General features: G+C 32.1%; 9 protein-coding genes. 7 read left to right on the plus strand and 2 right to left on the minus strand.

Annotated features, from left to right (window positions below):
* Window positions 1-18 precede the first annotated feature (18 nt).
* On the minus strand, window positions 19-927 hold the full coding sequence (locus RR539_RS03245; RefSeq protein ID WP_332500214.1) for a BRCT domain-containing protein: 909 nt from the start codon (window positions 925-927) through the stop codon (window positions 19-21).
* A gap of 55 nt (window positions 928-982) precedes the next feature.
* Window positions 983-1,930 carry an exonuclease domain-containing protein gene (locus RR539_RS03250; protein WP_332500215.1) on the minus strand — a complete coding sequence of 316 codons (948 nt, stop codon included), beginning with the start codon at window positions 1,928-1,930 and terminating at the stop codon, window positions 983-985.
* A gap of 285 nt (window positions 1,931-2,215) precedes the next feature.
* On the opposite strand from RR539_RS03250, the gene miaB reads away from it, so the two are divergent.
* The 7 genes from miaB to gshAB all read left to right on the plus strand — a co-directional run bounded on the left by miaB (window position 2,216) and on the right by gshAB (window position 13,366).
* Window positions 2,216-3,589: a tRNA (N6-isopentenyl adenosine(37)-C2)-methylthiotransferase MiaB gene (miaB, locus tag RR539_RS03255; protein WP_332500219.1), complete on the plus strand. Its 1,374-nt coding sequence runs from the start codon at window positions 2,216-2,218 to the stop codon at window positions 3,587-3,589.
* Between the two features lie 63 nt (window positions 3,590-3,652).
* Window positions 3,653-6,265, plus strand: coding sequence for a DNA mismatch repair protein MutS (mutS, locus tag RR539_RS03260; RefSeq protein ID WP_332483411.1), 2,613 nt, complete (start codon window positions 3,653-3,655; stop codon window positions 6,263-6,265).
* Between the two features lie 12 nt (window positions 6,266-6,277).
* Window positions 6,278-8,272 (plus strand): DNA mismatch repair endonuclease MutL, encoded by a 1,995-nt coding sequence (gene mutL / locus RR539_RS03265; protein WP_332483412.1) that lies wholly within the window; start codon window positions 6,278-6,280, stop codon window positions 8,270-8,272.
* A gap of 9 nt (window positions 8,273-8,281) precedes the next feature.
* Window positions 8,282-9,226, plus strand: coding sequence for a tRNA (adenosine(37)-N6)-dimethylallyltransferase MiaA (miaA, locus tag RR539_RS03270; RefSeq protein ID WP_332483413.1), 945 nt, complete (start codon window positions 8,282-8,284; stop codon window positions 9,224-9,226).
* A gap of 40 nt (window positions 9,227-9,266) precedes the next feature.
* Window positions 9,267-9,494 (plus strand): RNA chaperone Hfq, encoded by a 228-nt coding sequence (gene hfq, locus RR539_RS03275; protein ID WP_332483414.1) that lies wholly within the window; start codon window positions 9,267-9,269, stop codon window positions 9,492-9,494.
* Window positions 9,495-9,618: 124 nt separating this feature from the next.
* Window positions 9,619-10,902: a methionine gamma-lyase family protein gene (locus tag RR539_RS03280; RefSeq protein WP_332483415.1), complete on the plus strand. Its 1,284-nt coding sequence runs from the start codon at window positions 9,619-9,621 to the stop codon at window positions 10,900-10,902.
* 157 nt (window positions 10,903-11,059) lie between these two features.
* Window positions 11,060-13,366, plus strand: coding sequence for a bifunctional glutamate--cysteine ligase GshA/glutathione synthetase GshB (gene gshAB, locus RR539_RS03285; RefSeq protein WP_332500217.1), 2,307 nt, complete (start codon window positions 11,060-11,062; stop codon window positions 13,364-13,366).
* The last annotated feature ends 13 nt before the right edge of the window (window positions 13,367-13,379 follow it).

Below are 13,379 nucleotides of genomic sequence, written 5' to 3' on the forward strand. Positions count from 1 at the left end.
TAATGATATATTGAAGCTCTAATTTGCTAAGTCACTTATTGCATCCCAAAAGTCATTTTCATGGACTATAGTAATATTACCGCCAGCTTTTCTTAAGCTTATAGCTTTTTCAACTTTTCTTCCATAGCAAGAAAAGACCCAGCAGGGGTTACCTTCATTGCCTACAATTAGATAGTCAGTATTCTTTAAAATATTATTATGCATAGCGCCATTAAGAACAGATATAATTTCGCCTAAACTTTTTCTATCAGTTTTAGAAGATTTCCCAGTAAAGCAAAAGTTTTTCCCTTCAAAATTCACTTCTGGACATACTGCACATATTCCTCCAATATTAAACTCATCCCTAATCATAGCTAACTCGTCTTGATCAACAGCTACAAGTGAATCTATATCTACAAATTCACTAAAAAACACCTTTAGAAGATTTTTTTCGGCATCTGTTATAATACCATCATCAACTATTGATAGAATTATAGAATACAATTCATCATAAGGATATATACCAGTTAGATGATCATTTTCATTAAGCCAATCTTTCAGAGAAATCACCTCATCATCTGATATTTTCCCATCAGAAATAATACCATGCATAATACCCTGAAGGATTTGAATATCAGAAGTTATAAGGTCAAAGTATGGTTTGCTATTTTTAATATTATTAACTACCCATAGAATATCCTCAGCTTCATCTGGAGTAAGAATACTATCATCAAGAGCAGATGTAATTATTTCTAAAAGCTCATTATATGGTTTTTTAGATAATATATTGGAGTAATCATTTACCCATAGCTTAAGGGCAGCAATTTCGGTAGAGTTAATTTTATCGAAAAGTATTCCATTAATAATTCCTTCAAGAGAGTTTAGTGCTTTATGTAGTTCAGCTTTAGTAGTGAATTTTTTGAATTCTAAAGAATCATAATCTCTCATAATTTACTCCTTTACATATTCGTTTAATATTTGTTTTTTATAAAAAATTAAAGTCTTATTTTTTTAAAGCTTCCAAGAAATGATTTTCTTTAAGGATATTAATATTACACCCTTCTTTAATTAATTGAGATGCTTTTATCTCTTTAGTACTACGACCTTTGTATCCAACTATAGATTCATCTTGTTTACCCACAATTAGATAATCAGTCTTTTTACTTACAGTACTTTTTAAAATACCTCCAAGATTAACAACAGCACTCATTGCATCTTTTCTTGATATAGCTTTTAAGTTCCCAGTAAAAACAATGTTTTTATTATAAAATTCATGGGAAGAGTCTATATTTTCTACTGTAGCAACTACCTCCGATATATTAACGTTATTAAATTTACTTTTTCCCTTAGTTTTATTAGGAAAGGTGGTTCTTTCTTCAAGGTCAATAAAGTTCTTAAAAGGTAAACTAGCATATGTTCTGCAAAATGATTCAAACGACTTTCTGTTAGTTTTAGATATAGAAGCGAGTACTAAGCTAGCACAAGACTTTGAATCATCTAGTGCATTATGGTGATTAATAATATCAATATCAAAATGTTTACATCTTGATTCAAGAGATCGACCAATATTTTGTCCACGACATGCTTTAGTAGAAATAGGTATGCTACAGATATAAGTAAAATTAGGTATTGATATGTTGTATCTTTTAAGACAATTTTTTAATACACTCATATCAAATGAAGCATTATGAGCGATAATAATATTACCGCTAAAATACTGCTTTATATTCTCCCACACTTCTGGAAAAGATGGGGAATCTATGATATCAGCAGGAGTAATGTGATTTATTTCCATATTCTCTTTTGAAAATTCCATAGTAGGTGGTTTTATAAGAGAGTAGAATTCATCTACTATTTTCAAGTCACGAACGCCAACTATCCCTACTGAACATGCACTATCATAATTGTTATTAGCAATTTCAAAATCAATAGTTATAAAGTCAAATAACATATTAATCCTCCTAAATATAGTCCTTTATTAAATAAAACAAACATAAAAACTTAATAGTTTGTATTTTGTGATAAGTTTTACTTAAGTTTAATTTATCTACAATATTAATTGTACTATATTATGTATAAAAGTAAATACTTGTAATAAAAAGATATACTTCCCTATTAGATTTCGCTAATATCAAGATTAATTCTCCTCTTTTTTTCTTTAGCTGTTAAGTATATAATATAATGAGTGAAATATAGGTGTATTTAGATTTAAGAAAGGTGGATTAACTTGATTCAAATAGATAAAAGAAAGTCACATAGCAGTGATAAGCTATGTAATTCATGTAGTAAGCTTTATTTTATAGAGACTTGGGGATGCCAGATGAATGAGGAAGACTCAGAGAAGATGGCTGGTATGCTTGAGGGGATGGGTTATTCTAAGACTGATACCCGTGACGAGGCTGATGTTATTATATTTAATACTTGCTGCGTTAGAGAGAATGCAGAGCTTAAGGTTTATGGTAACTTAGGTGAGCTTAAGCATTTAAAAAGTAAAAGACCGGATATTATTATTGCTATAGCAGGTTGTATGATGCAGCAAAAGGGTGTTCCTGAAGAGATTAAGAGAAAATACCGATTTGTTGATATTATATTTGGAACTCATAATCTTCATAGGTTCCCAGAGCTTTTAACTAATGCTATTCAAGGACATAGTATTATTGAAGTTTGGGATGAGGCTGGAGAGATTAGGGAAGATATTCCTATAAAGAGGGAAAGTGAACTGAAGGCTTTTGTTACTATTATGCATGGATGTAACAATTTCTGTACTTATTGTATAGTTCCATATACTAGAGGCCGTGAGAGAAGTAGGTCTGTAGAGGCTATTATTGGTGAGATTGAAGGGCTTGTTAGTGAAGGTTATAAGGAGATTACTCTACTTGGCCAAAATGTTAACTCATATGGTAAAGACCTTGAGGATATGACATTCTCAAAGCTTTTAAGAAGAGTTAATGAGGTTGAAGGTCTTGAAAGAGTTAGGTTTATGACTTCACATCCAAAGGATTTAACACTGGATGTTATTGAGGCTATTAAGGACTGTGACAAGCTATGTGAACAGGTTCACCTGCCAGTACAGTCAGGAAGTAGTAAGATATTAAAGCAAATGAATAGAAGATATACTAAGGAAGACTTTATATCACTTGCTAATAAAATAAGAGAGATTATTCCTGGTGTTAGCTTTACAACTGATATTATTGTAGGGTTCCCTGGGGAAACTGAAGAGGACTTTAACGAAACAATAGATCTTGTTGAAACAGTTGAGTTTGATTCAGCATTTACTTATATCTATTCAATTAGAGAAGGTACTCCTGCAGCTAAGTATGATAATCAGGTAGAAGATGCGGTTAAACACGAGAGATTTAATAGATTAGTAGAGTCAATGAATAGAACAACGGTTAAAATAAACAATACTTATAAGGATAAGATTGTAGAGGTTCTTGTTGAAGGTGAAAGTAAGAATGATCCTACTAAGCTTTCTGGAAGAACTAGAGGTGGAAAGCTTGTTAACTTTGACAATGGGGACAAGTCTATGGTTGGAAAGCTTGTACTAGTTAAAGTAACTAAGCCTCAAAAGTGGAGTTTAGTTGGAGAATTTATAGAAGTAGTAAGATAAAAAGTATAAGTGCCTTTGAAAAATACTCAAAGGCACTTGATTTTTCTAAAAGGAGTGATAACTATGGCACTAACCCCTATGATGCAGCAATACTTTGACATAAAAGAAAACTATACAGATTGTATATTGTTTTTTAGATTAGGGGATTTTTATGAAATGTTCTTTGAAGATGCTGAAACTGCTTCAAGGGAATTAGAACTTGTTTTAACAGGTAGGGACTGTGGTCTTGAAAAAAGAGCTCCTATGTGTGGTATTCCATTTCATTCAGCTGAAGGGTATATTGCAAGGTTAGTTGAAAAGGGCTACAAGGTTGCTATATGTGAACAGGTTGAGGACCCGTCTAAGGCTAAGGGAATAGTTAAAAGAGATGTTATAAAAATTGTAACTCCAGGAACTTTAATAGATAGTAATTTACTAGAGGATAGAAAGAATAATTATATAGCCTCAATTTATGTACTAGAGGATAGATTTTCACTTGCATTTTGTGATATTTCAACAGGTGAGTTTTTATCTACTAGTGGATTCGGAACATATTTTAAGGCACTTGATGAAATGTCTAAGTTTACACCATCAGAGCTTATTCTTATAAATACTAAGTATTCTAATAAGGTTTTACTTGAGAAAACAATTAAAAATAGATTTAAGACACTTGTTAATAATATTGAAGAGGGTAGTTTAGAGAATGCGGATAATACTTTATTCAATTCTTTAAATGAGGATGAGACAGTAGCCTCTTCATATTTATATAGTTATATTCAAAGAACTCAAAAGAGTAGCTTAAACCACATTTTATTAGTTAATAGATACTCTATTGAAAACTATATGATGCTAGATTCCTCTTCAAGAAGAAATTTAGAGCTTACTGAAACTATTAGAGGAGGCTCTAAAAAAGGTTCATTAATTGGGGTTCTTGATAGAACTAAAACTCCAATGGGTGGAAGACTACTTCGAAAGTGGATAGAGGAACCATTAATAAAAATAGATGAGATTAACCTAAGACTTGAGGTTGTTGAGGAGTTTATTGATAATCTTAATGCAGCAGGAGACTTTAAAGAGTTTTTAGGTGGAGTTTATGATATTGAGAGAATTACAAGTAAAATATCCTCAGGCTCAGTTATGCCAAAGGATCTTGTGTCACTTAAGGGCTCACTTGAAATGCTTCCACTTATTAAGGAGTCCCTATCTAAGTGTAAATCAATGGCTCTACTTGAAATGCATGATTCATTTGATGATTTAAGTGATATTCATAGGATTATAGATGATTCTATTATGGATAGTCCATCTATTCAAATAAAGGATGGAAATATAATTAAAACAGGTTACTCAGAAGAAGTTGACTCTTTAAGAGAGGCAATGGATATGGGTAAGCAGTGGATTATGGATATAGAGTCCCGTGAGAAGGAAGAAACAGGAATCAAATCACTTAAGGTTAGCTTTAATAAGGTCTTTGGTTATTATATTGAGGTTACAAAGTCGAATTTATCACTTGTACCTGAAAATAGATATATAAGAAAGCAAACCCTAGCAAACTGTGAAAGATATATTACTGAGGAACTTAAAACAATCGAAGAGAAGGTTCTAGGTGCTGAAGAGAAGATAAAGGTAATTGAATACGATATATATACTGAGATTAGGGAAACCTTATCAGGTCATATAGAGAGAATTCTTAAAACAGCTAAGACTATAGCAACAATAGATGCATTATTATCATTTTCGGATGTTTCATTTGAAAATGGGTATATTAAACCTATTGTTAATGAAGAAGATGTTATAGATATTAAGGAAGGGCGTCACCCAGTAGTTGAAAGGGTTATAGATTCTTTATTTGTACCTAATTCAACTCTACTTAATAATCAGTCAGACAATATATCTATAATTACAGGACCTAATATGGCAGGTAAGTCTACCTATATGAGGCAAGTAGCATTAATTACCCTTATGGCACAGATAGGATGCTTTGTTCCAGCAGAAAGTGCTATTATAGGTATTGTAGATAGAATATTTACAAGAATAGGTGCATCAGATGATTTATCACTAGGTCAAAGTACCTTTATGGTTGAAATGTCTGAGGTATCTAATATATTAGGTAATGCAACTAAGAAGAGCCTTGTTATATTAGATGAGGTAGGACGTGGAACTAGTACCTATGACGGTCTTAGCATTGCCTGGGCAGTTGTAGACTATATATCCCGTAAAATAGGGGCTAAAACATTGTTTGCAACCCATTATCATGAACTTACAGAACTTGAGAATATTATCTCAGGAGTTAAGAACTACTCTATATCTGTTAAGGAACATGGAGAAGATATTATCTTCCTTCGCAAAATCGTTGAAGGTGGTGCAGATAAGAGTTATGGAGTTCAGGTTGCAAAGCTTGCAGGACTTCCAGAAGAAGTTATAGAACTTTCTAAGGCGCTTCTTATAAAGCTTGAGGAGAATCATATTGGATGTAGACCATCAGCTAGGGAAGAGGATAAGCCAAAGGATAAAAGACAAATATCATTATTTGAAATGGATAGTGAAACAGACATAGAAACTGCTATAGATGTTGATGATGTTATAACTAAAAAAGAAAAGCAAGTACTTAAGGAAATCGAGAATCTTGATATTATAAATATGACTCCACTAGATGCTATGAATTATATTTATAAACTAAAGGAAAAACTTAAAAAATAGATAGGTGATGTTATGAAAATTATTAATGTCCTAGATGAAAAAACAATAAATAAAATAGCAGCAGGTGAGGTTGTAGAGCGTCCTCTTTCAATAGTTAAAGAACTTGTAGAGAATTCTATAGACTCAGGTGCTACTGAAATTACTATAGAGGTTAAAAAGGACCCACTTTCATTTATTAGAATAACTGATAATGGATGTGGTCTTAGTGAAGAGGATACTAAGGTAGCCTTTTTAAGACATGCTACAAGTAAGATTACTTCTATTAGTGATATAGAGTGTATTAATAGCCTTGGTTTCAGAGGAGAGGCATTATCTAGTATAGCTGCTATAAGTAAGGTTGAGATGATTACTAAACAAAAAGATTCTCAAGTAGGTACTAGAATATATATAGAAGGTGGCAAGGTAATAGAATCCCATAGTGCTGGGAGCATTAATGGCACAAGTATAACTGTTAGGGATATATTCTATAATACACCTGCAAGACTTAAGTTTTTAAAGTCTACATCTAGGGAACTTTCAGCTATAACAGATTTAGCTGAAAAAATAGCATTATCTAATAAAATGGTATCTATAAGATACAAAATAGATGACAAAATAATTTTCATTACAACTGGAAGAGGAGATCTTAAGGGAACAATAAGAACATTATTTGGAAAGAAAACCTACGAAAACCTTATGGAGGTTAATTACTTTGATGAGGATGTTAAGGTTGAAGGTTATATAGGTAATTCTGCTATTACTAAGGGTAATAGAACAAATGAAATTATATTTGTTAATGGAAGAATAATAAAAAGTCACCTTATATCCTCTGCAGTAGAGAGGGCATATAAGTCTATGCTACCTATTAATAAGTTTCCGTTTTTCGTACTTAATATTAGTGTAGACCCTAGATTTATTGATGTTAATGTTCACCCAACTAAGGCTGAGATTAAGTTTGAGGATGAACAGCTACTTTATAAGAAGCTATTTAAGGTTATTAAGGTTGTTCTTCAGGATGAAATAGATATAGAGGACGTATATAAAACAGAAACCTATAAGGATAATGTTAATTATGTTCAAGGAAGTATTAACTACAATGCTGTAATAGAGGCTGTGCCAGATGCGGAGCCAATTGCTACAGTAGAGGAAGCTAAAAGATCCTCAATATCTACTAATGATTATATAAATAGGGCTGAATATAGGAAAATAGAAGAAGAATATATAAAGCCTATTAGCAGTGTAGAGAATATATCTAATAATATATATGTTAAAACCTTAGAATATGAGGAAAAGCCTCTTCAAAAAACTGAGGTTATAAATAATAACACTGAAAACAAAGGCTTAAGTGGGGTTTTTAAGGAGTCAGAACAAATGTTCGAACAAGCTAAAACCTCTACTAATGAGCCTATATATGTATATGAACAGGTTCCAAGTCCTGAAGAAAATAATAGACTTCCAAAGCTTAGAATAGTTGGTCAAATAGGGCTTACCTTTATTATTGCTGAGGGAAATGATGGAATGTATATAATAGATCAACATGCTGCACATGAGAGGATCTTCTATGAGAAGTATCAAAGTGAATTTGAAAAGTTCTCAATTAAGTCACAGCCCTTACTTGTTCCACTTGTTGAAACCCTTTCAATTAGTGAGAAGCAGATAGTTATGGCTAATATCGAAATGTTTTCAAGAATAGGATTTACTATTGAGGACTTTGGAGGAAATGCTATTTCAATCAGGGAAGTTCCTCTTCTATATGGTAATCCTAGTTCTAAGGAATTATTTAATGAGATATTAGATGATGTTTCTATGCTTAGTGACAAAAAAAGCTCCTGTATAGATAAGATAATATATTCAATGGCATGTAGGTCAGCTGTTAAGGCAGGAGATTCTCTTAAGGAAGTGGAGATAGAAGTATTACTTAATAATCTATCTAAATGTAATAGCCCATATACATGTCCACATGGAAGACCTACTATTATTAAAATGGGATTAACAGAACTTGAGAAAAAATTTAAAAGAATTCAATAGGTGAGATATATGAAAAAGAATTTAGTAATTATAGCAGGACCAACTGCTTCGGGGAAAACTTCCTTATCTATAGAAATTGCTAAAAGAATTAATGGGGAGATAATATCTGCTGACTCTATGCAGGTTTATAAGTATATGGATATAGGTACTGCTAAGATTTCAGAGGAAGAAATGGATGGAATTAAACACTATATGATAGATGAGGTTACTCCTGATGTTGAATTTAGTGTTGCATTGTTCCGTGAAAGAGCAGGAAATTATATAGATGATATTATATCAAGAGGTAAAACCCCAATTGTTGTTGGGGGAACAGGCCTTTATATTAATTCTTTAACATATGCACTAGACTTTTCAGGACGAGAAGAGGATGCAGAGTACAGAAAGCAGCTTGAAGCTATAGCTGAAGAAAAGGGAAATGAATATCTTCACAGTATGCTAAAGGATGTTGATGAAGAGTCTTATAAAAGATTATACCCAAATGATATTAAGAGGGTTATAAGAGCACTTGAGGTATATAAAATTAAAGGAAAAACAATATCTGAAATCCAAAAAGAATCTAAGGAGAGGGATATTGATTATAATTTATCATACTTTGCACTTAATATGGACCGTGAAAAGCTTTATGATAGAATTAACCAAAGAGTGGACATAATGTTTAATAAGGGACTTGTTGAGGAGGTTCAAAAACTTCTTAACATGGGTTATACAGAGGATATGATTTCTATGCAGGCAATAGGCTATAAGGAAGTTATAGATTACCTTAATGGGAAGATGTCGCTAAATGAGGTTATAGATTATATTAAGCAAAGCAGTAGAAGATATGCAAAAAGGCAGTTAACATGGTTTAGAAAAGACAAACGTATTAAATGGATTAATACAGATGAACAAATAGAAAAAAATGACCTAATTAAAAATATTCTGTCTTGTATTGAAGGAGATTTCAAACAAATATAGAATAATGTATAAAAGTACTATATTCTGGAGGATGATACCCATGAACAAAACTTCAAATAACTTACAAGATGTATTCTTAAACCAAGCTAGAAAAAACAAAATTCAGGTAACGGTACATATTGTAAATGGATTTCAACTAAAAGGTTATGTAAAGGGGTTTGATAACTTTACAGTTATTCTTGAAGTAGATGAAAAGCAAACTATGGTTTATAAGCATGCTATTTCAACTATTACACCGGCTAAGCCTGTTCTTTACAATAACCAATAGATATTAATAGAGAGTTATAAACTTTAGTATTAATAAATATTCCCTTCTACATTTATTGAGTGTAGAAGGGTTTTAGCTTTTATGCTAAAATTATTTAGATAAAGCGTATTACTAGGAGGATAAAATGTTATCAGTAACTAAGGACTTTTTAAAGACTAATTTTAATATAAGCGATGAAGTACTAAATATTTCAGAGAAAGCTCTTAATGATATAGAGCCTGTATTTAAGGATATAGATGAAATAAGAGAATACAACCAAAATAAGGTGTTAAAGGCAATGCAAAGTGTACGTCTAAGTGATAACCACTTTACCCATTCAACAGGATATGGATATGGTGATATAGGACGTGAAGCACTTGAGGCTATTTATGCTAAGGTTTTTAATGCAGAGGATGCATTAGTTAGACCAAATGTTATATCAGGAACACATGCTATAACACTTGCTCTAACAGGTAATTTAAGACCTAATGATAAACTTATGTACATAACAGGTACTCCATATGACACACTACTTCAAGTAATTGGAGTTGAAGGTGAGAATTGTGGTTCACTTAAGGAATTCGGTATTGGATATGAAGAGGTTGCACTTGTTAATAATAAGATAGATATTGAAAAAAGCGTTGAAATGCTTAAAAATGACCCTTCAATTAAAATTGTAGGTATGCAAAGATCAACAGGCTATGGATATAGACCTTCATTTACTATTGAAGAAATTAAACAAGCAACTGAGGCTATAAAGGCTGTTCGTGAAGATGTTATAGTGTTTGTTGACAACTGCTATGGAGAATTCCTAGATGTTCTAGAGCCAACTGATGTTGGGGTAGACATGATTGCAGGTTCACTTATAAAAAACATAGGTGGCGGAATTGCACCAACAGGTGGATATATTGTAGGTAAGAGTAAGTATGTAGAGCAGGCTTCTTATAGACTAACTTCTCCAGGAATTGGGAAGGAAGCAGGGGCAACTCTTGGTGCTATAAGATATATGATTCAGGGATTATTCCATGCTCCACATGTAACAGCAGAGGCTCTTAAAACAGCAATATTCTGTGGAAGAGTTATGGAGATATGTGGCTATGAAGTATGTCCTGGTGCGTTTGACAAGAGAAGTGACATTATCCAGGCTATAAAGTTTGGTAATCCAAAGGATTTAATTAACTTCTGTAAGGGAATCCAAAAAGGTTCCCCAGTAGATTCATTTGTTGAATGTGAACCATGGGAGATGCCAGGTTATACAAGTGAGGTTATAATGGCAGCAGGTGCCTTTAATCAAGGTTCTTCAATAGAACTTAGTGCAGATGGACCTATAAGAGAGCCTTATATAGCATATATGCAGGGTGGACTTACATTTGACCATGGTAAAACAGGTGTTATGATAGGTCTTAGTAACGTACTTAATAATAAGTAAATCTAAAGCCTAAGTGGAATAATTCTATTTAGGCTTTTTTCTATGTAACTATGGTAAATTTACCAAATATGTATTAGAATAATTAGTATTGAATATTAGATATGAAATCATAACTAATATTAAGTAAACTAGAAATTTAAAGTGTGGAAGGTGACGGATGTTAAATATATATAAAAGTCTATTTAACAAGGAAGAATTATTAGAGGGAAACTTTGGAATAGAAAGGGAAGCACTTAGGGTTGATGGTAATGGATACTTAGCACTAACTAAGCATCCAAAGGATTTTGGGGAGAAAATAGAAAATCCTTATATTACAACTGATTTTTCCGAGAGTCAAGTAGAGATGGTAACTCCTATATTTTCATCATTAAAGGATACCCACGATTTTCTTGAAGTACTATATGATATAGTAGCTAATTCGCTTGAAGGTGAGTATTTATGGCCACAGTCAATGCCATGTTATATTAAAGATGAGGGAGCAATTCCAATTGCTGATTTTGGAGATAGTATTGATGGGACTGAAAGATATAACTATAGGGCATCACTACTAAAAAGATACGGCGGCAAAAAGCAGCTTATTTCTGGTATACATTATAATTTCTCATTTAAAGATGAGTTTATAAGAAAGATTTATAACCATTTAAATACAGGAGAGAGCTTTAAAGTATTTAAGAATAATTTTTATCTTAAGATAACAAGAAATTATTTAAGATATAGATGGTTTTTAATTTATCTACTTGGTGCAGCTCCTGTTATACATGAAAGCTATAAAAGCGTATGTAGTAATGACTTAAAGCTAATTAACAGTGAAGATTATTCAACAAAGGGAGCAATTTCTTTTAGGAATACTGAATGTGGCTACGAAAATAAAGTAGATCTTTATCCAAGCTATAAAAGTGTAGAATCACACATTAAAAGCGTTATTAGCTTTATTGAGAAGGATTATATAGATAATAGCAAGGAGCTTTATAGTCAGATAAGACTTAAGGCAAAGGATAATACTAGGTTATTTGAATCTCTTCTTGAGGATGGAATAGATTATCTTGAGGTTAGAAGCATCGATATTAACCCATTTGAAAAAACAGGTATAAGCTATAATGACTTAAGACTTATACATTTATTTATTCTATATACTACAGTCAAAGAAGAAAAAAGCTACAAGATGTGGCAGGAAGAGGCTCTATACAACCAAAGGTTAATAGCAAGACATGGATGTAGTGATGTATTCCTTAAAAAGGACGGAGAAAAAATCTTAGCTAAGGATTATCTACTTGAGGTAATAAGTGAAATTGAAGAGATGAATCAATATCTTGAACTTAAAGAGGACCTTGTTATAGATGAGGCTAAGAACAAAATTATTAATCCATCTACATTGCCTTCTGTTAAGGTTATTGAAGAAAGTATAAATAAAGGGTATTTACATTCTAATATATCACTTGCTAAGGACTATAAAGAAAGTAGTTATAAGAACCGTTTTAAAATGGTTGGATATGAGGACTTAGAACTTTCAACTCAAATTCTTATGAAGGAAGCTATAAAAAGGGGAATTAAGGTTGATATTATAGATAGAACTGAGAATTTTATTACACTTTCAGATAAGAATAAAATAGAATATGTAAAGCAGGCTACAGAAACATCACTTGATAGCTTTGCAACAATTCTTATGATGGAGAATAAGGTTGTAACTAAAAAGGTTCTTCGTAAGCATAATATTAGGGTTCCAGATGGATTTGAATATACATCAATTGATGATGCATTAGGGTCTATTTATAAGTTTACTAGAAAGCCTATAGTTATAAAGCCAAAGGGAACTAATTTTGGAATAGGAATAAGTATTTTCCCAGATGGTGCTAATAAAGATGACATTAAAAAGGCTTTTGAAATTGCTTTTAGTAAGGATAATACTGTTCTTGTAGAGGAGTTCATTAAAGGGAAAGAATTTAGATTCCTAGTTGTTGAAGATGAGGCAATAGGGGTACTTAATAGGGTTCCTGCTAATGTAATAGGAAATGGAGTAGATAGTATTACTACCCTTGTAGAGGAGAAGAATAAGAGTTATCTTCGCTCAAAGGGATATAAAACTCCACTTGAGAAAATTGAAATAGATAAGCATGTTGAATTATTTTTAGCCCAGTTTGGCAAAACACCGAACTATGTACCAGCTATGGATGAGGTTGTTTATTTACGAGAAAACTCTAATATAAGTACAGGTGGAGATAGTATTGACTATACAGATGAAATGCCTCAAAGGTTTAAAGATATAGCAGTTAAAGCATCTAAGGCAGTTGATGCTACTATATGTGGAGTAGATCTTATGATAGAGGATTTTAAAGACGAAAACTCAAATTATGCAATTATTGAGCTTAATTTTAATCCTGCTATTCATATTCATTCATTCCCATATAAGGGAGTAGAGAGAAAAATCGCAGAAAAGGTACTTAAAGCCCTAGGCTTTATAAAATAAAAATAAACGATAG

This window comes from Clostridium sp. (genome assembly GCF_036639235.1).
In the GTDB taxonomy this organism is placed as follows: Bacteria; Bacillota; Clostridia; order Clostridiales; family Caloramatoraceae; genus Clostridium_AB.

What these genes read in the sequence shown, in the direction of transcription:
- RR539_RS03245 (WP_332500214.1), bottom strand. Translation starts at nt 927, where the DNA reads ATGAGAGATTATGATTCTTTAGAATTCAAAAAATTCACTACTAAAGCT.
- RR539_RS03250 (WP_332500215.1), bottom strand. Translation starts at nt 1,930, where the DNA reads ATGTTATTTGACTTTATAACTATTGATTTTGAAATTGCTAATAACAAT.
- mutS (WP_332483411.1), top strand. Translation starts at nt 3,653, where the DNA reads ATGGCACTAACCCCTATGATGCAGCAATACTTTGACATAAAAGAAAAC.
- mutL (WP_332483412.1), top strand. Translation starts at nt 6,278, where the DNA reads ATGAAAATTATTAATGTCCTAGATGAAAAAACAATAAATAAAATAGCA.
- miaA (WP_332483413.1), top strand. Translation starts at nt 8,282, where the DNA reads ATGAAAAAGAATTTAGTAATTATAGCAGGACCAACTGCTTCGGGGAAA.
- hfq (WP_332483414.1), top strand. Translation starts at nt 9,267, where the DNA reads ATGAACAAAACTTCAAATAACTTACAAGATGTATTCTTAAACCAAGCT.
- RR539_RS03280 (WP_332483415.1), top strand. Translation starts at nt 9,619, where the DNA reads ATGTTATCAGTAACTAAGGACTTTTTAAAGACTAATTTTAATATAAGC.
- gshAB (WP_332500217.1), top strand. Translation starts at nt 11,060, where the DNA reads ATGTTAAATATATATAAAAGTCTATTTAACAAGGAAGAATTATTAGAG.